Genomic DNA, 20,132 nt, shown 5'->3' with positions numbered 1-20,132 from the left:
TAAAAATCCCTCTCAATTTAGGTTGCCTTTTTATTATTGTCCCCATGTTCTATATTCTAGATACCTTTTAAGGTGATTTCCTTTAATGAAAATAAAAAAAGAAGACTGTATAACAGCCTTCCCTAACGTAATTTTTATCCCCTGATTTGCTTTTTCCAGTTCATTTTCCCTTGATGAACTCCCACACATCTTCAATAGATAATCCTAGATTTTTAGCCTCTAAAATTAGATAAGCCCATTCTTCCCGTTCATTGTTAGCTTCCATGATAAATCCCACCCAACTTGTGGTAACACAGCCGTCTTAGCATTTAGCCTTAGACCTGTAATTTTGCGTCCCTACTTTTCAATAGGTTTGCCTTTCTCAAGAATATTTCACATTAATTATTCTCAAGATTAATAAATCCCTTCAATTCACTGTTTCCATGGGGCTAAATAAACCATCATGCCCTCAAAAAATTACCCTTAATTAAAACTATATTAATGTTAATTATACTTAAAAACGTAATAATAGCTCTTAATACTATTCGTTTTTTTCTGTCATTTTTCAACATCATTCATCAAAAAGTGACATCACAATGCAAAAACACTGGTATAATACTCTTTCTTTACAACTCTTTTAATAAAAAAAGATTTATAATAGCTATAATAATCCCAATTTACTATTCTACAAAAATAATATTTTCGAAATAAGTGGGCTAAGTGATTCAGTTTTAATTTATTTTCCCTAAGAAAAAAAGCCAGCATTACAATGCCATAATATGGCTGTAACCTGACTGTTCGTGAACTCTAGTAAATATTTACACACTTGATTCCATTTGGATACCTAATAAATTGCTAAACATCCCTCTTTTTTCATTCGCTAACTGGTTATATTCACCGACCTGAATGATTTCCCCATGATCCATGACCAACACTTGATCGGCATTGCGAATCGTCGATAATCGATGAGCTATGACGATGATGGTCATTTTTCCTTTTAATCTTTCAATAGCGGATTGAATCTTCGCTTCGTTCTCCGTATCCAAAGCACTCGTCGCTTCATCCAATACCAGGATGGCCGGTTTACGTAAAATCCTCTGTCTAACACTAGACGCTGCCTTTCTCCTCCCGATAGTCGCACACCTCGATCACCGATGAGTGTATCTTTTTATTCCGAGTCTTTAATTTCTTATCTTATAAAATTCAAAATTCATTATTATTTTGATCCAACCGAGAAATAACAACCACAACGGAAAGCTTAAAAGTGTTCCCCACAATAGTCCCACAACAAGAACTTCTGAAAATAAAGATCGTCTCTTTTGTAGTCTTAGGACTCTTAACTACTTTGACTACCCATTTCGACAAAAGGAGAGCTCCCTGCATACTTCCTCTTTCACCTTCTTAACACAAAAAAAGGACTGATTTCTCAGCCCTATTTAACACCAGTTATGATTTACCAAGAAAAAAAGTCAATAAAGAAATCAAAATTAAAATAATAGTAATATAAGACCCAATAAAAATTTTCTTACTTCTTTCTTTCTTTTCATGAGCTTCCTCGAACGTAATAAATTTGTTTTTTGTCATCAAATTCTCCTTGTATTTTGATAGCAGCTTGACATCGCCTTCTGCGAAGTCCCTTTGCTTGATCTTCATATTAAAGTATCGCTAATCGGCAAAAATATTAACTGTATTATTCACTATTTTAATACTGAGCTAGATTTTATAAATTAATATCTGTTCTTTACTATATAGTTTAATATAAATCATACAAATTACATTAATACAAAATATTCCATTATACCCAAAAGTCTTTTATACCAAGATATTCATTCAATAACGCTAAGCAATTATCCCTACCTGTTCCATAGAACTTTTTTATGGCTGCAATTAGTTTAATCCCTATCCATTTACTGATTAGTAAATAAAAAGGATAGAAATTCACCTTTTGCCAAAAATAACAAAAAGGATATCAACGGGAGGAAGAGAAAAATGGATTCAGAAATGCAGGAGAAATGCGGGGTATTTGGAGTATTCAATCACCCCAAAGCAGCCGAATTAACTTATTACGGACTTCATGCACTTCAACACCGTGGTCAGGAGAGTGCAGGAATTGTGGCTAGTGATGGGAAATCATTCAGGAATCACAGGGGAATGGGATTAGTTACCCATGTATTTTCACGGGACATCCTTGATGAACTAATCGGCAACATGGCCATTGGTCATGTACGATATTCAACTTCTGGTGAAAGTTTACTGCAAAACGCACAACCCCTCGTTTTTAAATATAGCGAGGGGGACCTGGCTGTTGCTCATAATGGCAACCTCGTAAATGCAAGGATAGAACGGGAAGTGTTACAACAGCAGGGAAGCATATTTCAAACAACAACCGATACTGAAATTATTGCTCACTTAATAGCTCGTTCAAGTAAAAAGCATTTCGCAGAAAGCGCACCTGATATGCTTAAACGTATCGACGGTTCATTTGCCTTGATTATAATGACTGAAAAACAAATGCTAATTGCCCTGGATCGTCATGGGTTACGTCCGCTTAGCCTTGGAAAAATTGGTGAATCAATCATCGCCTCATCAGAAACATGCGCTTTAAATGCAATTGATGCTAAGTTCTGGCGGGAAGTTGAACCGGGTGAATGGCTTCTTATAGATGAAAATGGAATTCAAACTGGAAGATTTGCTGAAAAAGGTAAGGTTTCCCTTTGTTCCTTTGAATTTGTCTATTTTGCCCGTCCGGATACCGTTATTCAAGGAAGAAGTGTCTTAACAATCCGGAAGGAATTAGGTAAAATTCTGTCAAAAGAACATCCGACACAAGCTGATGTTGTCGTTGCAGTTCCCGAATCAAGCGTCCCTGCCGCCATTGGTTTTTCCCAACAATCAGGAATTCCATATGAAATGGGGATTATTAAAAATCCTTATGCTGGTCGTTCGTTTATTGAGCCCACGCAAGAATTGCGCGACTTAGCTGTTCGACTGAAATTAAGCGCTGTGCAAGAAATTTTGGAAGGAAAAAGGGTGGTATTAGTCGATGATTCGATTGTTAGGGGAACGACAAGCAAGCGCATTGTCCAATTGATTAGGCAAGCAGGTGCCAAGGAAGTCCATGTAAGAATTAGTTCACCTATGGTTAGAAACCCTTGTTTTTATGGAGTGGATATGCCAACTAAGGAAGAACTATTTGCCAACATACACGAACACGAACGAGCTATGGGACAGGTTATCGGGGCAGATTCATTAGCTTTTTTAAGCACCCAAGGGTTATTAGAGGCTGTAGATGTGGATCTTGGAGAAACTAGCAGTCGCTGTGTAGCCTGTTTTAGTGGTGCATACCCAACTAATATTTGAAGTGATACAGCTTAAGTAGGATAAAAATGGCAGGCACCACACAAAAACAACTGTCTTTGTGTGGTGCCTGCCATTTTCCTACTATTAAACCTTGGAATTTGTCACTGTTTTCTCTTACCACTTACAATTACTTATCTCTCTCTTTCTTTCTCTCTACAAATGGATGGCTCCACTTATCTATACAACTTTTTTAAGGTGTTCAAGTTTATGCTGAACCGGGATTTAAGAGATTCGTGTTACTAGGCTTCTTCACCCTACTCCAAAACCAATACTGATCCGCATTACGAAGTCTTTAACCGATGAGCAATTACAATAATGGTCAAGGTTCCTTTGAGTCTTTCAGGCACTTGTTGTTTCATCTAGAACAAGGATCGATGGTTTACGTAAAATTCTTCGGGCTAGTACACGAGCTGTCTTTCTCCTCCTAACAGTCGAACTTCTCGATCACCAATGAGTGTATCTTTTTATTCCGAGTCTTTAATTTCTTAACTTATAAAATTCATTATTATTTTAATCCAACCGAAAAATGACAACCACAACGGAAAGCTTAATAACGTTCCCCACAATAGCCCCACAAAAACATTGCTAAGTTCATTCATATTAAAGCTTCCCCTTTTATAGGATTTTTTCCGATTGTTTTTCTGTTGTTAAATATAAATACTAATAATGAATACTAATAATGCAACGTCATTCTTTTTACTATTTTATTCATACTACCCCAAATCGAAAGCGCTTACAATATTACTATATACTGATAATCCTTACTTTTTATTAAATATTGCTTTACTACTTATTGAAAAGTTTTAACGCCGGAACATTATAGTCAGTAAATATATCTAATTATATCCGAATATTACATAGAAATATTCGTACTTACAATTCCCGAACAATATTATAGGGAACTAACAATATATTGTTCTAATCTATAAGAAACTCTTACCTATCAGCCCACGCAAATGAATAGTTTTGTTGATTACAGATCACTTCATCCGCAAGCTTTCAAGTTATAACAAAAGATAACAGTAGAATCCAGTTCAAAAAAAAAGGCTGATTATCAGCCTTCCCCATGTACTAATATTCTTATATTTTCCATTGATATGATGACTTTTCAAGTTCTGTTCTCTCCTAATGAAGTCACGAACGATAATCCTGAATTTTTTCCCTTTATACATACCATTCTTTTACTCTGTACCTATTACCTCATACAAAATACCTTTCCTTAAATGATCTGAAGTTTGTATTTTTATGACAGGTGATTTTACCGATTTTTTTCATACCCATGTGTCCCCGTAGACACCTTTTATCATAATGTTACTTCGCTTACACATATCATGATGGATCTTTAAAACCACACATACTAAGGAGCCTAAAACTTTTTTATTTTAGTCTCTCAATAAACAACTAATGACTTTTATTTAACACGCTAGATGTTCTGCTAAAGTGGTTCTCCTAACACTTTGGAGGTACATTTAGGTTAATACTCCTTATATCAAAACATATTACTTTAACCTTCTTCGATGTTGGTTAAAAACCTTGATGAAAATACTATTATCATCGGATTTAAAAAACTTAACTCCAACTAATTTTAAGGGTGTCAATATTTCTTTCATTTGGTATAAAGGCATTAAAATTCATCCTTTCTTAATTAATCCAGTCAATAGAGCAACCGCCCTCTAGATATGAGTCATAGCTTTTAATAGTTACTCTTTCTTTAATTCATTTAATAATACCCATTATTTCAGTGATTAATCCACATAATAGAAATTCATTTTTTTATTTCTATTCTTTTTTAACTTATGCATTGTTATGTCATATAACCCTGATGTTAAACCTATTCATAAGAAAAAAGCTGGTTACTTCATAACATCAACGAACCTTTCGTTCTTTATAACAATAAAAAATGCTGGAAATACCATTTTTTATTGTAATGTTAATTAATTTCATTTTCATATAGTGTCTACCCAATGTTATAAAGAAAGGTCAGCAAATCGGATTTAATTAGAGAATCACATACTGGATTCTATTTGGATACCTAGTAAATTGCTAAACATCCCTCTTTTTTCATTAGCTAATTGGTTATATTCACCGACCTGAATGATTTCTCCCTGATCCATAACCAACACTTGATCAGCATTGCGAATCGTCGATAATCGATGAGCTATGACGATGATGGTCATTTTTCCTTTTAATCTTTCAATAGCGGATTGAATCTTCGCTTCGTTCTCTGTATCTAAAGCACTCGTCGCTTCATCCAATACCAGGATGGCCGGTTTACGTAAAATCGCTCTGGCTAACACTAGACGCTGCCTTTCTCCTCCCGATAGTCGCACACCTCGATCGCCGATGAGTGTATCCAAACCTTGTGGAAGCTTACTGACAAAATCAGCAGCAGCAGCGAATTCAAGGGCCTCCCAAACGGATTCATCGCTTGCATTAGGGTCAATAATCATCAAATTTTCCCGTATAGTTGCATTAAAGAGAAATGGATCTTGCGGGATATAACTAATGGACCTCCGCAGTGATAATAACCGGTCATTAGTAAGGGGAATATTATCTATTTTGACTTCGCCCCTATTAGGATGATTCAACCCCATTAAAATATCTATTAATGTGCTTTTTCCGGCACCCGATCGGCCGACAATAGCTGTCATACGGTTAGAGGGAATGTGTATGCTTATATTTTCAAGGGCATAAGTGCTCTCATTTTGATCATAACTAAAATAAACATTACGGCAATCTAACCCTCTTTTAATTTCAACAGGCTTAATATTTTTATAATCAGATTCATATAACTCTCTTGCATCTCTACATTCGTTTTGTAAATCCGACAATGCTTTAAAAGATGGAAGCGTAGATCCTATTTGCTCTAAATTGGATTGAATGCTAGTAAACCTTGGCCATAACCTTGAAAAAATAACCATTATCAGCATTAATTGGGCTGGCTGGGCCATGAACATCTTTATTGAAAAAAACACAAATATTGCAATTAAGAAAGAAGATACAATTTTGAAAATCATCTGGGACGTCGTATTTAAAGTCGTTAACTTGATTCTGTTTTTTTCCATTCTCTCACTTAAAGACAGAAACCAATTCAAATGAGAGTCCTCTAGTGAATTACTTTTGATATCTTTCATTCCGTTAAGGTGATCAGTCATACCCGCTAAATAGGTTTGTTGTAGCTGAAAGGTTTCTTTTCCAATAGACTGAGACTTTTTCACAAATTTCCGTGACGAAAATATTAAAATGAACCCAAAGACTATTATAAAACTCGTCATTGGAACAGATAAATAAAAAGCTATACCAATTTGAATCAAAGTAAATATAAGGGAGGATATAAACTGTAAAAATAAATTTATCCCTGCACTTACATTGAAGGTTTCATTTGTCATGATATTGATAATATCGGATTTCCTCTTTTTTAAGTAAAATCCCCAATTGACCTGCAGCAGACTGCCATACGCCTCATCCCTTAGCTTTCTCACAAAACCTTGTTGGATTTTCACTCCCAGGATTGTTTGATTCCGCTTAAATACACTTTGTCCTGTCATTAATATCACATAAACGCCAAGTATTATAAAAAGGCTGAACGTTTCCGGAATTCCTATGAATAATTCATTAACCCAGCTTAAGAAAGGAACGTCATCCGTTTTTATATCCATTACACCGGTCAATCCAATCAATGGGATCAATAAGAAAATTCCTACGCCTTCTAAAAAGCCTATTAAAATCATACAAATAAGGTTGATATATAGTATTTTTCCCGAATAGTCATGTATTTGTTTCGTAAAAAGTAAAAGATGCTTCATTACCATATCCTCCATTCGCAGGCCATATTTAATCGTTTTCCTTCATGTAAAGCGCGAAAATGGAAGGAAAGGTATTGGTATTCACTTTTCTAAAATTATTCACAATGAAGATAGTATGGGTGGGGTGGTGACGCGTGGACTCCTGGATAAATCTTTGAGGATTTATTTAGTTCAAATAGAATGTTTTCAGATTGTTAACTAGATTCTTGTTCTTTCAGAGCATCAATTTCGTTCTCTTTGGAGAACTTAGACACAACAGTGAACCTATCCATCACTTCTGCTCCGGTTATATAAAAAGATCCACTGCGTAGCCAGGCATGTGCAATGAGCTCTCCATTCCCATCTTTGGCTGTACCTAAATAAAGAGTGCTATCCATCTTTCGTTTTTCCAGCATCTTCATAGCCGCCATTGCTTTTACAAGACACTGGCTTTCCCAGATGGTGTAGCGGCTCATGATATTTATAGCCCGCGATACATTTGCTAAAACCTCTTTATCAGCTGCTTCATTCAAGTCATATGATGACTCTTTCATCTGTTCACCAAGTGTTGGGGCAACTTTTGAAAAGGAAATGCTTTTAAGATAACGGGCCCTGCCTAAATGTAAAAAAGCTTCAATATACAGCAGCTTTGTCTTGAAATTTAATCGAAGAAAAGTATGTGCTTTCTTTACGATATTCATTATTTTTGCCTCCTAGACTAAAGTTTCATGATACTAGGAATGGATGCTAACTAAGCCTTGTTCTAGCAATTGACTTAAAAAGTCAGTGACATGTGCCTTACAATCGGTTTGATCGACATTGTATTGTGACTGTAATGTTGTAACTAACTCTTGAATCGTGATGGGTTCCTTCATTAACTCCCATATTTCCCCGCCCAGTTCACCTAAATTATAATATTTTCCGTTAGAAACGCTTAACATGACTTTTTCCCCATCCATGTCACTTACTATGTTTCCTGGACTTTGGCTATATTTCGTATCAAGTTGATTAATAATCATGAACTCTTTCCTCCCTTTTTAATACATTTAAAATTATTTCCGATAAGTCTGGCGCAGTGAAGCGATTCGTTGGTCTACGTAATTGGAAAAACTCGATTTTCTTAATCATTTTGGCAGAAGTATTAAAATGCCAGTCCATCAATCCAGATTTTTGTATAAAAAAATTACGGTATGTATGATGATACAATTTATAAAATCTTTGAAGAGATTGTATAGGCTTAATATCTATCTCGGAATTTTCACCCTTAATCAATTCAAATACACCAGCGAGCGGGAGTTGTTCAGTAATAAACTGATCTTGAACAGGAACAGCGAATTTATCTTCTCTAACAATGAGTGGCTGATAGTTATTTGAATCCATTTCAAAATGATTTAAGCTTTCCATCCATAATTTTTGTTGTGGATATGAAGGTGTTACAATTGGTATATTTTCATTATTTAGTGTTACTGGTATGACATCATCACTCATGAGCTTATAGCCCCTTTTTAAAAAAGCTGAAGCAAGAGTGGATTTCCCAGCTCCAGAATCACCTACAATTGCATATGCCTTTCCATCTATGGCAACCGCACTTCCGTGTAAAGGAAGGATTTTTCTTTGCATCAAAATAGCTCCCATGCAAGTTCCAAGGATATAAAGACGAATCTCATCTTCTTGTGCCGCATCAATAGGGGAAAATTCTATTCTATTTCCGCTTTGGATCAAGAAAATTGCCGTTTTGGAAACATGGAACATAATCCAGTCTTTCTTAATGACAAAATCATCATTAGGAACTGAATGCTCAGACCATAATGTATGGAGATCCGCATTTTCAATAACAATATCCGTTTTATCATCCACTATATTAATAGGAAGCAATTCAGGCAAAGCTATATCACTTGAAACGGTTAAACCATACGCTTCATAAACAGTCTTTGTTTTGATACCGATCATTTAAATACCCCCGCACATAAATAACGTCTCTTAATTAGACAGGTCTAATGCTTAATACTTTGTTATTCTTGAAGTCATACCCCTATTAACTGGATAAATAGGGGCTTAGGGGAATCCTAATAGACTTGGTAAAAAAGTTTAACTGAAAGTTATGTCACCTTTAGGTGTATTTGATGGGAAAGCAGCATCTGTAAATTCCCCTTCAGTTCCTAGCATCGTTTGATTAACATCAAGAATTTCCAATTCAGGTTTTTTCCATTCCTTTTTCATATTATTCACCTCCTTTTAATTGAATCGTTTTAAAAATCTATACACGATTAAACACCTCATTAGGAATTTATGTTCTGGATTTGTAGCAAGTTCGGGTCGAGTTTCTTTTTTAATCGTTACTAAAGCATTCTTAATCGCTTGACCATCCAGGAATTTCAGGGCTTTATCATCTGTGCTTAGCTGCTCAATCTCCTCTATGAATTCACCCCATTTAGGAAGCATACGGTGAATCCAATCTGCTCCTTGCACACCTCTGTACCGTTGGTTTAGCCTTACCTTATCAGGTAAGAAATTCACTGTAGCATTTCGAATCAGGGCACGATCCATCCCATTCTGTACATATTGACTTTCCGGGAGTGATAAACAAAAGCGAATAACACGGATATCATTCGTCGGATCTCGCTTCCACAACTTATATCGTAAGGAGAGCTTTGTGGAAAGCGTATTCCCTGCATTCCATTGAAAGATATCTTCAAAATGCTTTTTTCTTTCATTAAAAATATCAGAATTTGAATACCAGCCTGTTTCATCCATGCCGAATGCTTTAAATTTGTCATATACACCTATTTCTTCTGCAAATCTTGGATTGATTAACGAAGGAATTTTATATGGTGAACCTTCCGGAAAGATCCGATCAATGATTGGAAAGCCGATTCTAGCAATTGCTTTCACCTTTCGCAATCTAGATCCGCCAACATTTCTCCTATATTGGTCCAATTCTTGATATAGACGAACCCACTTTAACCTTTTTAAAAGGAGAGAGTAATACTCTAAGGGGAATCCCCAGGAAATTGAAAAGTTCCCTCTATCTCCATTAAGCAAAACACCTATGTCATCCTCATTCGCTTTTTCAAACATCCCTTTCAACCAGAAAGAATTTTCAAAAAACTTATAAGGCATCTCCATGATGTCAAGAAAGTCTTCCATTTCAGAATAGGAGTCTTTTCCCTTAAAGTCACAATAATGATCAATAATGCCACCAACATGACCTACCGTCGATTTGATGAAAGGCCGCTCATCCGCCAAAAAGTATTTAGGAGTAAAATCTTTAAAATCTTCGGGAGGAATATAACTATATGTATATAGTGCATTCTTTTTACGCTGCAATTTATTCACCGCAAAGCCAACAACAGCCCCAGAATCCAACCCACCACTCAACTGGGCGCCAACTTTCCGATGTGTCCTAAGTCTTGATGTTACAGCTTCCTGGAAGACACTTTGAAATGCATCTATGTAATCTTCATTCGATTTTAGTTTTAACTTATCTTCTTGAGTTAAATAGGAATATCGTTTTAAAGTAAACCTATTATTCTCTATTGTTAAACTATGGGATGGTGGTATCTGATATATGGTTGTATACGGCGTTAATGATGAATCAACCGCATCAATCATTCCAGATACCGACAAATACTCAGCAAGCCACTGCTCATTCAATTTTTTTTCAATAAAAGGTAATGACAAAAGTGGATCCATTGTAGTGCAAAAGGCAAATTTCTGAGAGTTTTGATGGTAATAAAGGGTTCTGCTTCCCGAAAAATCCCTTGTCCCAAATAACCTCTGTTTCTTTTCGTCCCAAATGACGAAAGCAAAATCCCCTACCAAGAACTTCGGGGCCTCTTCACCCCACTTATAGTAGGAAAGAAGAATCAGCTCACTATCCGTCATGCCATTTTGATCGGATGGCTTAATTTGTAACCTCTGGAATAACTCATCACGGTTATCAATAATAGCATCAGCAGTGATTGTACAGCGCCTTTCAAAATCATAAAGTGGGAGCTGCTCACCAACAGATTCAGGCGTGATCCATTGAGCATGACAACCGAGAAAAATCTTTTCTGTATGCCACATTTGGATAGAATCAGCAGGGTACTTTTGTAAAGCCGTCATCAAATTATGACATTGTTGAAGATTTATAGGCTCTTCATTAAAATGATAAATACCGGCTATAGCACTCATGTTTTCCCCCTGATTGTTTTGTTATGTGAATGAATATTACATTAGCTTCCTTCGATGATTGTTAAAAACTTTAATGAAAATACTTCTATCATCTGATTTAAAAAATTTCACCCCAACTAATTTTAAGGGTGTCCATATTTCTTTCATTAGTAATAGAGGCATTAAAATTCATCCTTTCTATAGTAACCTAGTTGACATGGGCTGCATTTAAGATTGTGTCCTTAACTCATTACGTTCCAGTAATTTAACCCTTAATATGAACCTCACAAAAGCTAAGGTTAATAAGTTTTCATTTTCTAAAAAAAACAAAAAAAATCCAGAGATTGTTCAACAAATTATTTTTTCTATTTTTATGCTTAATAATTCTCCGAGGAAAATTCTCTCTGTTTGAATATCATTATGTATCTTTTAACGCAACAATTTGTTCTTTATAGCGAATTATATAAGCTAAAATTACCACCTATTTTAACCTATGTCAATAACTTCTCACCCAAAAACAACCCAAAAATTTTTGTAAAGAAGTATTAAACAATCTCCTGATTTGTATATGTGTTTGGTAATCTAATTTTGAGTAACTCGATTTTCAATTTCATAAATCTTTTTTGGTTTACGATCACCTTTCTAATTTTATTTGATCAACTCTTTCAGTTAACTCAATTTGAAAAAATCTATGCTTCTTTATTTTCTTAGGCGAACTTTAGTTTCTATCTGCTAACTCACCCTCAATAGGGTAGTAGACACTTTAATCCTAATATTAGTATCTTAAAAACGAAATATATTTCTATGACTGTTTTGAGGATGCATCCGCAGTATAATTTAACTAGACCACTCATTATTCAATGTCTTTGGTACATATCAACCACAATAGCTATGCCTCTTTTCGAAAATTTAAATTTAAAATCTTTTGAAATATGTTACAATTTCAAAGTGAATATATATATCTTTATGGAGGGTGAGTTAATTAGTGTTTAAATTTCGGAAAAATATCATATTCTCGATCTATCGTTATGGGCATTGGGTTTTCTACATAAAAAACCCTATAATCCGTTTTATCTTTAACATTCCTTATAAATTTCTATTCTTTACTGTTTCTAAGATGCTGTTTAATGCTGAAATTTACCCTAAAGCTAAAATCGGAAAAAACCTTCAATTACCTCATCACGGAAATGGTGTAATTATTGATGATGCAACTATTGGTGATAATGTAATAATCCGGCCACAGGTAATAATCGGTAAGACTTTCAAAGGGGGTTCAAAATGTGCCACTATAGGTAACAACGTCGATATAGGTGTTGGAGCTAAAATATTAGGAAACATCTCAATAGGTGACAATGTTAAAATTGGGGCCTTAGCTGTCGTCATTAAAGATGTCCCTAGTAATGTTACAGTTGTCGGTATTCCGGCAGAAATAGTAAGTAGATCTAAATCCTCCGCTGTTTAAGCAGAGGATTCTTTTAATACAAAGCGATTACCAAAAATGTCTTATCAACATAACTCCCATCAGTTTTTAAAGTTATTAAATATTAATTTTAAGATTGTTGCCTGTTGTTATTAATTCAAATAGAACACCACTTCCATGGCTGTTAGAAAATTGACCTTTTAGCATAAAATTACTATTAGACAAAACTATCTCAAATGTCCAAATTTAATATTTAAAGTTACATGTTTTACTATTTACGGAATCTCCCATTGTACGATTTATTAAAATTCCCTATTGGATGTCGTTATTTTTTCTTAATAAAAAAACAAAATATTTTCTATTTGTATAGCCAAATATATTCTGTTCCCTCGATATATCATATTAAACATGGTATAAACCCATATAAATTTGAGAGCCTGTTATAGTTAAATTTAGATTAGCTACTAAATTAAACAAGAAGCCAGTTATAAGGATCATAGCAGAGTTATCCATTAGATTATCTAAATATAATTTATATGATCCCTTATTTCTAAATGCCTAGTCCAATATTTATATATTTTTCCGTATAAACTTTAAAACTCATTAAAAGGAATGAATAGAGGCGTCATTATACTGGAATTACTTTTTTGTATATTCCATTTTGCTTCTTGATCGCCGCAGAATCATTCCCACCGCTAATTATGGTTTATTTTCGATATCACTTGTCTTTGAGATATGTCGAAGTAGGTTCATCAATAAATATATCCGAAGACTCTCCTACTGGTTTTTCAATAATTAGGTCATAACCTGTTCCATAGACATTATCTCTAACGGTAATTTTTTTCGTGCCACCTATTTTTTTTCGAAATGAAAATGTTTTTGCTCCTATTGGTTGGTCAATGAATTGATTTCCCGTAAATAAGCAATTTCTCGTATCAAACATTGTAATAATAGCTGTATATTGATCAAAAGGTGCTCTTACATTCTTTCTAAAGGTGTTATCACGGAAGACGTTACATTCTGTATTAAGTAGATATAATCCACTTCCTTCTGAAAAATCAAACCAGTTACTAGTGATAACTAAACCCATTCCACCTTCTATCATTAATGGCATACAACCTTTTCCTGTTTCAATAGATCCTGTCATGAAATTATTTTCAAACTTTGATAATGATAATCCTCTCAAAGATACCAAAAAGCTATTTTTTCCTATAGCCGAAGCATTGTCTATAAAGTTATGGGAAATTATACAATCTGAACCTGAAATTTCAAAAGAGCCTAGGCCATTATTTATAAAATTACGTTCGATTTTAGTACCAAGTAATCTCCCTTGAATAACATCTAGAAAAAAATTAAATCCACAATGCGAGATAGCAGAATATTTGAGAATATGCCCATTATCTAATCTTTGCGATTGTATAAAACGTGTCGATTTTGTTATAGCATTCCCCCTAAACTCTATACCTATAAAATTTACATCATTTACATCTCCATTAGGAAATGTAAAAATATCCGAAACTTCGTTTTTTATGATTGCTTTATTTGCAAATTCTGAATTGTTCATTGTGGAATAAAAAAATAGCCCACTATATAAAGGTATAGGTTCCGTTAACGTATATGTTCCATGTGGTGGAAAAAAAATAGGAAGGATTTTCCCTAACACACTATTTTTGGCTTTATTTATTGCCTCTTTTACAGCCGATGTCCAATTATCATTTTTAACCAAATAAGAAAAGTGATTTACATTTACTATCCCTTCTATGTTCATAAAACTTCCTCCTTTTCCACCTAATGAGGATAATATCTTGTTTAAGTATAAGCCTAATCCTAGCATTAGAGCGTGAGTTTCCTTCTTCACCTTTTAGTAAAATCAGTTAGTAAGTTCTTATACGTGTAGTGTAGTTTACTTAAGTCTCTTTTATACTTTAAAAAAGTTGAGGAAACTAATAGTTGTTATATAGTACTCAAAAAGGGATTACGAAGTATAGGTAAAGTGATTATGATCTCATAATTTTTAAGTTATTTTTTTTATTGGAGGAGACTAAATATAAAGTCGAAAATATTAAGCAGAATTAGGGTAGGTCTAATTCGATATATTTTTAGAGATTCAGAATGAAAAAAATGATTTTATACTAATTTTTTATATTTGCAGTAGGAAAGAAAAATAGTTAATTAAAAAAATATTATATATTTATCCTTTATGAAAGTATTTCATTCTAGAAGCCAAGATAAAATAAAAAGCATTGTAAACAATCTGCTAGCTTAACCCAGGAAAATTTGTTTAAAAATGATACTTCGTTTTTTTAATTAAATAGGACAAAACTTTTCTGCTGATACTTGTTAAAAGATCCTTATCTCACCGTACAAGTATTCCAGCTAGTATGCCATAGACAATACCACTTACCATAAGGGGTTTCAAAAAAGTATAGGTCCATCTGTCCAGAAAGCAAGAAAGCAAAAAAACATGAAATGTATGGATGACAAATTTGTAATAAAAATTTGCCCATGACATATCATGCTTACTTTTGTAGGTAAATATAACACCCCATTTAAGTTATAACTAATTATTTTTTTCTGGTATAGCTACATACCACATTTAAGGTACACTTGTAAATTTATGGACTTTTTAACATAACACAATAATTAATACATCACAAAAAGACTAAATATTTTGTCGCTCAGTGTAATATTTGATCCTTGTATGTTTGTAAATTTTATTTTTAAAAATTCCGTCCCATCTGTCATTACTTCGCAAACAATCCCAGCCTCAAGAGGAGTCGTTTGTGAAAAAACAATTTCCTTTAAAGATAATGCAGGTATACTCTGAGATAGTATGACAGTATAAACATTTGAATTTTGAGCTTTAACAATTTCAAGTGTTTCAAATTTTAAAGATAAATCAGAAAAGACCTTTCTCCCAATTGGTATATCCCATTTTGTACCCAACCACATTTTCCCTTTATTATAGTTAGTTGTAGGTTCGTCAATAAAGATATTAGTCGATTCCCCCTCAGGGGCATGCAGTTTCAAATCATATCCACTTTTATACACATTATCGCGAATAGTAATATTATCTGTTCCTATTTTTGATTTTCTAAAAGCGAAAGTATTAGCATCTGATAATTGGTCAATAAATAGATTTCCACCAAAGTATATGTTTCTTGTGTCAATTATCGTAATAATTGCGGTATGTAGGTCGAAGGGATTTCGGATGTTTCCTCGAAAGAAATTATCTCTTATTGTGTGACCTTCGGTATTAACCAAATACATCCCACTTCCCTCTGAATAATCAAACCAATTTCGAGAGATAATATTACCTTGTCCCCCTTCCATCATAAAAGGAATACAACCTTTTCCTTCTTGGGTGGAACCAGTTAAATAATTATTCTCAAATTTGGATAGAGAAAGATTCTTAAATATGACTAAAAAATCTTTTTTTTGTATAGAAGAATTGTTATCTATAAAATTTTCGGATAAAATACTGTCAGAACCCGATAAAACAAAAGATCCCAAGCCATTATTAATATAGTTTCTTTGAATTTTCACCCCTAGTACCCTTCCTTTAATTACTTGTCTAAAGTAATTAAACCCGCAATTTGCTATTAAAGAATATTTTAAAATAAATCCTGTTTTTTCGTGCGATTGTTTTTGAAAAACATTCGTAGATTTTGTAATAGGGTTTCCGCGAAATTCTATTCCAATTAAACTAATATCAGTTACATCTCCATTTGGAAAATTAAATATATCGGTATTGGTATTGCTAATAATAGCTTTGTTACCAAATTCAGAGTTATTAGGGTGAGAGTGAAAAAATAGCCCACTATAAAGAGATAAAGGAGCAGATGTTTTATATGTACCATTCGGTGGAAAGTAAATGGGCAACTTTTTATTGTTTGAATATGATTTTGCATAATTCATAGCTAAAGTAATTGCTTTAGTGTCGTCTGTTACACCATCCCCCTTTGCTCCAAAACTTTTTACATTTATAACAATATCTTCAATTTTTATTGCATTCTCCTTATTTCGTTCTTTTAAAATTTTAATTTCATCAGCAATCGACTTACCGTCATTCTCAATGGTAGAATCGATTCGCTGTAATACCGTATTTTCTCCATCCTTTTTTATTGTATAGCCAAAAATGAAAGCAAAAATAAAAAGCAAAAAATTACGAAAAAAATTTCTTCGATCCAAAACATATCCCTCCCTATTTAATTTTATAATTTATATATTACCATTAATTCTTTTCTATTAATTAACCTTCTAAAAAGTTAATAATATTTGATTCGCTTCAAATTCAGGAAACAATATAGTTTCTATAATTTGTTTTACTTGTTCTATTTTTAAATAAGAGTGAGGTATGAAGCATATGATTCCAATATTCACCTTTAAAGGAATGTAAATATGAATTTTAAGATGAATCCATGAAACTAGCTTTTATCTCAATAAATTTAGTAATAAAAAAATCTCTCATTGCTTTAAGCTAATGCTTTATACGTTCAAAGTCTTAGCATTAGGTAGGAAAAATGCTTAATCAAGTCTTTACTTAAGGAATATTTTGGTTTATTATTCCCCCTAAGGGGAGCCCTTAAAAGCTAGTCAGGGAACTACCATTTTCATGGTTTTTTTACATCAGTTTACCTTTTTATCTTTTACAAGAATATGCAATTAAGATGTCATATTGGAGGTGCAAATCAAGAAAAGTTGCCCATAAAGATACACCTGGTCCCCTTATGTGGGGGCGAAATCCCCTGTATTTAGAAGGACTACATAGTAATGCTAATTAATAATATGTATAAGGAGAAGATATGGATAACAATTTTAATCTGGACTCGGAACTTTTATCTAATGAATTAGGTTTGTTAATAGATTTACTCAAGATGGAGGAAGATAGTACACATATATCCAAAACAGAATTGAAAGAGATTGATTGGGAAATATTTCTCGATTTAGTATGCCATCATCGTGTTTATTCATTAATTTCTTCAAGGTTTAGAAACCTGGATGAAGGAGTTATTCCTTTACAGGTTATTAAATGTATACGTAATTTACATAAAGAAAATACTTTGCGAATGCTTCACCTAACCAGCGAAATGGAACAAATAAGTAAATTGTTTTTAGAAAATAATATCCCTCTTCTTTTATTAAAAGGTCCAGTAATCGCAGCAGATCTTTATGGAGATATTTCTCTCCGGACTTCCAGAGATCTAGATATTCTCATTCCAATAGACAATCTGAAAAAAGCGGATAAACTTCTTTTAAAATATGGATTCGAGAGAGAGAAAGAAACAAGTTTAATGAATGAGTGGAAATATAGAGAACATCACTTTGCTTACTTCCACCCTCAAAAAAATATTCTTCTTGAGATTCATTGGAGAATGCAACGCCTGCCCTCTAAGGAACCAAGCTTTAATGAACTATGGGAACGTAAAAGGATAAGTAAACTTACAGCTTATCCAGTTTATTTTTTGGGAGAAGAGGATTTGTTCTTATATCTGGTCTCTCATGGCGCTCGTCATGGTTGGTTTCGTATTCGTTGGCTGTTAGATATTGATAAAAGCATGAGAAAAATGGGCAATTTCACAAAAGTTAAACTATTATCGAAGAGCTATAATAACGTTCATATAGTAGGTCAAGCAATAATTTTGGCTTCACAGTTACTAAATACTCCAATTCAAGAAGAAATGAAAATATTAATTAACAATAATCGTTCAGAAAAGTTGGCACAAAAGTCTATATACTTTATTAATGGCATGGAATCTTTAGATACTATTATGTCTACTAAGTACTATAAACGTTATTTATATTCATTAAAATCAAACCAACAGAAATTTATTTTTATGTTAATACTTTTTTATCCAAGCAAAGCCGATGCAAAGACATTAATGTTGCCAGGACTATTTCATTTTTTATATTTTCCATTACGTCCTTTTTTATGGGCTTGGAGGAAGACAATAAAACCATCATAATCCTTTTTGTATTGGTTTAAATTTTAGAATAAAAATACTTTTTTAAATATTTTTATATAAAAAAGGGATAGTGAATCTTCTAGAAAGATTATACAAATATCCTTTTTCCGAATAGATTTGTAAAATCCATCGAAACTTTCTATTCTAATAGTTTTCTAATTGTTTTAATGATATTCCCCCTTAAATCGTTATTATATAAAAAACTTATAGACTTGGACCCAAAGGGGCTTAGTCTATAAGTTGAAATTACGGGATTCAATTTTCATTGTTCCTTTGATGACTTAAGAAGACCTATAAAGAGTAGAGACCAACAATAGAATGAAACAATATGGCCAAAGTTCAACAGAAAATTTTCAAAAAATGAATAGGTAATATAGCTACAAAAAACCGGAATTCCGAAAATTCTCCAATTATTATTAACTAAATTTCTTATTAACAAATAAATTAACAAAAATATTATTAGGATAGAGGAAAATAATCCAATTTCATAAAGCATAACTAAAAATCCGTTGTCTGTGTTAACTTTCATATTAACCAAATGTTGAACGGATGATAAACCATGCCCAAAAAAGAATTGAAACCTATCACTAAGTATAAAAGTATGCAGAATATAATCCCAGTTATCTATCCTGCCACTAGTAAATGAATTGAGAAGCTTTCTATTCCCAATGATTGCATCTAAGAAATTATACACTAAAGGAACCAGTCCTATCAGAATCCCCGCTGAAATAACAATAATAAAAACTTTTAATAAACTTCCCCTAATTTTAAATATTACTTGTTGGAGGTAAAAAACAGCTAAAAAAATAAGAAAAGAGTATAAGCCTCCTCTTGAATCTGAAAGCACTAAGAAACAAGCAAATAAAATTGTGGAAAAAACATACCAACTTCTCTTACTATAAACTAATCTCCAATTTATAAAACTGGCTAACAAGTTTACAAAACATACTCCCCCTAGATAATTAGGGTGTATAAAAGTTCCGAAGACCCTTATTCTTTCATAAAAATAAGTATGAAACTGGCTGTTTGTAAGAGAAGGATTGTTTAAGAAAGCATAGAAGATAAAAAGTAAACTTATTATTATCAAAATATTATTGAAAGCAACTATTTCTTTTTTTGAAACACCAATTTTATAAGCTCCGAGATAGTAAATTACGAAATACAAATTTAAACCTACTAAAGTTTTGATACTCGAATTAAAGTCTATAGCACCCATAGAGGTTATTAAACATAAAATATTAAAGAAAAATAAAAAAATCCAGGAATTCATTCCTGGCATATCTTTACGAGGAATCCCTTCTTTTACACAATATAATAATATAATTAATAGAAAAAATATACTAGACCACTTTATTGCTTGCGTTAAACCATTAGCAAAAATATAAAATAAAATATAAGAAAAAAACAAATATATATACGAAAACTTTACTATTTTCAACCTTTAACCACCTTATATTTCATTTCTTC

13 protein-coding genes, 2 pseudogenes and 1 riboswitch are annotated in these 20,132 nt (G+C 33.0%); of the genes and pseudogenes, 3 read left to right on the top strand and 12 right to left on the bottom strand.

The features are described 5' to 3' along the window. Positions 1 to 160: 160 nt before the first annotated feature. A complete protein-coding gene (gene sinI, locus QUF94_RS09065) occupies positions 161 to 265 on the bottom strand; it encodes a DNA-binding anti-repressor SinI (RefSeq protein WP_289315567.1) in 105 nt (34 codons plus the stop codon). 18 nt (positions 266 to 283) lie between these two features. Continuing rightward, a riboswitch (cyclic di-GMP riboswitch) is annotated at positions 284 to 367 on the bottom strand. A 430-nt stretch (positions 368 to 797) separates the two neighbouring features. After that, positions 798 to 1,144: pseudogene (locus tag QUF94_RS09060) on the bottom strand (ATP-binding cassette domain-containing protein); the annotation flags it as partial. A gap of 824 nt (positions 1,145 to 1,968) precedes the next feature. Here QUF94_RS09060 and purF point away from each other — a divergent pair. Continuing rightward, a complete protein-coding gene (gene purF, locus QUF94_RS09055) occupies positions 1,969 to 3,339 on the top strand; it encodes an amidophosphoribosyltransferase (protein WP_289315566.1) in 1,371 nt (456 codons plus the stop codon). A 271-nt stretch (positions 3,340 to 3,610) separates the two neighbouring features. On the opposite strand, the pseudogene QUF94_RS09050 reads toward purF, so the two are convergent. The 7 genes and pseudogenes from QUF94_RS09050 to QUF94_RS09020 all read right to left on the bottom strand — a co-directional run. Continuing rightward, positions 3,611 to 3,800, bottom strand: a pseudogene (locus QUF94_RS09050) (ABC transporter ATP-binding protein); the annotation flags it as partial. A 1,545-nt stretch (positions 3,801 to 5,345) separates the two neighbouring features. Next, positions 5,346 to 7,145: an ABC transporter ATP-binding protein gene (locus tag QUF94_RS09045; protein ID WP_289315565.1), complete on the bottom strand. Its 1,800-nt coding sequence runs from the start codon at positions 7,143 to 7,145 to the stop codon at positions 5,346 to 5,348. Positions 7,146 to 7,339: 194 nt separating this feature from the next. Further along, on the bottom strand, positions 7,340 to 7,825 hold the full coding sequence (locus QUF94_RS09040; protein ID WP_289315564.1) for a lasso peptide biosynthesis B2 protein: 486 nt from the start codon (positions 7,823 to 7,825) through the stop codon (positions 7,340 to 7,342). A gap of 33 nt (positions 7,826 to 7,858) precedes the next feature. Beyond that, positions 7,859 to 8,143 carry a lasso peptide biosynthesis PqqD family chaperone gene (locus QUF94_RS09035; RefSeq protein ID WP_289315563.1) on the bottom strand — a complete coding sequence of 95 codons (285 nt, stop codon included), beginning with the start codon at positions 8,141 to 8,143 and terminating at the stop codon, positions 7,859 to 7,861. Then, positions 8,133 to 9,074 (bottom strand): HPr kinase/phosphorylase, encoded by a 942-nt coding sequence (locus tag QUF94_RS09030; RefSeq protein ID WP_289315562.1) that lies wholly within the window; start codon positions 9,072 to 9,074, stop codon positions 8,133 to 8,135. Before QUF94_RS09030 ends, QUF94_RS09035 begins: the two co-directional genes overlap by 11 nt. Positions 9,075 to 9,212: 138 nt before the next feature. Beyond that, positions 9,213 to 9,344 carry a paeninodin family lasso peptide gene (locus QUF94_RS09025; protein ID WP_137023888.1) on the bottom strand — a complete coding sequence of 44 codons (132 nt, stop codon included), beginning with the start codon at positions 9,342 to 9,344 and terminating at the stop codon, positions 9,213 to 9,215. Between the two features lie 15 nt (positions 9,345 to 9,359). After that, entirely contained in the window at positions 9,360 to 11,300 is a 1,941-nt protein-coding gene (locus tag QUF94_RS09020; RefSeq protein ID WP_289315561.1) for a lasso peptide isopeptide bond-forming cyclase, read from the bottom strand. Positions 11,301 to 12,264: 964 nt separating this feature from the next. Here QUF94_RS09020 and QUF94_RS09015 point away from each other — a divergent pair. After that, a complete protein-coding gene (locus QUF94_RS09015) occupies positions 12,265 to 12,741 on the top strand; it encodes a serine O-acetyltransferase (RefSeq protein ID WP_289315560.1) in 477 nt (158 codons plus the stop codon). A 676-nt stretch (positions 12,742 to 13,417) separates the two neighbouring features. On the opposite strand, the gene QUF94_RS09010 is transcribed toward QUF94_RS09015, so the two are convergent. Then, entirely contained in the window at positions 13,418 to 14,467 is a 1,050-nt protein-coding gene (locus QUF94_RS09010; RefSeq protein WP_289315559.1) for a right-handed parallel beta-helix repeat-containing protein, read from the bottom strand. Positions 14,468 to 15,342: 875 nt separating this feature from the next. After that, a complete protein-coding gene (locus tag QUF94_RS09005) occupies positions 15,343 to 16,890 on the bottom strand; it encodes a glycosyl hydrolase family 28-related protein (protein ID WP_289315558.1) in 1,548 nt (515 codons plus the stop codon). Positions 16,891 to 17,504: 614 nt separating this feature from the next. Between QUF94_RS09005 and QUF94_RS09000 the strand changes: the two genes are divergently transcribed. After that, the gene (locus tag QUF94_RS09000) at positions 17,505 to 18,665 is read left to right on the top strand and encodes a nucleotidyltransferase domain-containing protein (protein WP_289315557.1); all 1,161 of its coding nucleotides are present in this window, start codon (positions 17,505 to 17,507) and stop codon (positions 18,663 to 18,665) included. Positions 18,666 to 18,927: 262 nt separating this feature from the next. On the opposite strand, the gene QUF94_RS08995 is transcribed toward QUF94_RS09000, so the two are convergent. Further along, complete coding sequence (locus QUF94_RS08995; protein ID WP_289315556.1) at positions 18,928 to 20,103, bottom strand: O-antigen ligase family protein; 1,176 nt, start codon at positions 20,101 to 20,103, stop codon at positions 18,928 to 18,930. Positions 20,104 to 20,132 lie beyond the last annotated feature (29 nt).

Source organism: Peribacillus sp. NJ4 (genome assembly GCF_030348345.1).
Taxonomy (GTDB): Bacteria; Bacillota; Bacilli; order Bacillales; family DSM-1321; genus Peribacillus.
This window is presented reverse-complemented; position numbering and strand designations above follow the sequence as displayed.

What these genes read in the sequence shown, in the direction of transcription:
- sinI (WP_289315567.1), bottom strand. Translation starts at nt 265, where the DNA reads ATGGAAGCTAACAATGAACGGGAAGAATGGGCTTATCTAATTTTAGAG.
- purF (WP_289315566.1), top strand. Translation starts at nt 1,969, where the DNA reads ATGGATTCAGAAATGCAGGAGAAATGCGGGGTATTTGGAGTATTCAAT.
- QUF94_RS09045 (WP_289315565.1), bottom strand. Translation starts at nt 7,145, where the DNA reads ATGAAGCATCTTTTACTTTTTACGAAACAAATACATGACTATTCGGGA.
- QUF94_RS09040 (WP_289315564.1), bottom strand. Translation starts at nt 7,825, where the DNA reads ATGAATATCGTAAAGAAAGCACATACTTTTCTTCGATTAAATTTCAAG.
- QUF94_RS09035 (WP_289315563.1), bottom strand. Translation starts at nt 8,143, where the DNA reads ATGATTATTAATCAACTTGATACGAAATATAGCCAAAGTCCAGGAAAC.
- QUF94_RS09030 (WP_289315562.1), bottom strand. Translation starts at nt 9,074, where the DNA reads ATGATCGGTATCAAAACAAAGACTGTTTATGAAGCGTATGGTTTAACC.
- QUF94_RS09025 (WP_137023888.1), bottom strand. Translation starts at nt 9,344, where the DNA reads ATGAAAAAGGAATGGAAAAAACCTGAATTGGAAATTCTTGATGTTAAT.
- QUF94_RS09020 (WP_289315561.1), bottom strand. Translation starts at nt 11,300, where the DNA reads ATGAGTGCTATAGCCGGTATTTATCATTTTAATGAAGAGCCTATAAAT.
- QUF94_RS09010 (WP_289315559.1), bottom strand. Translation starts at nt 14,467, where the DNA reads ATGAACATAGAAGGGATAGTAAATGTAAATCACTTTTCTTATTTGGTT.
- QUF94_RS09000 (WP_289315557.1), top strand. Translation starts at nt 17,505, where the DNA reads ATGGATAACAATTTTAATCTGGACTCGGAACTTTTATCTAATGAATTA.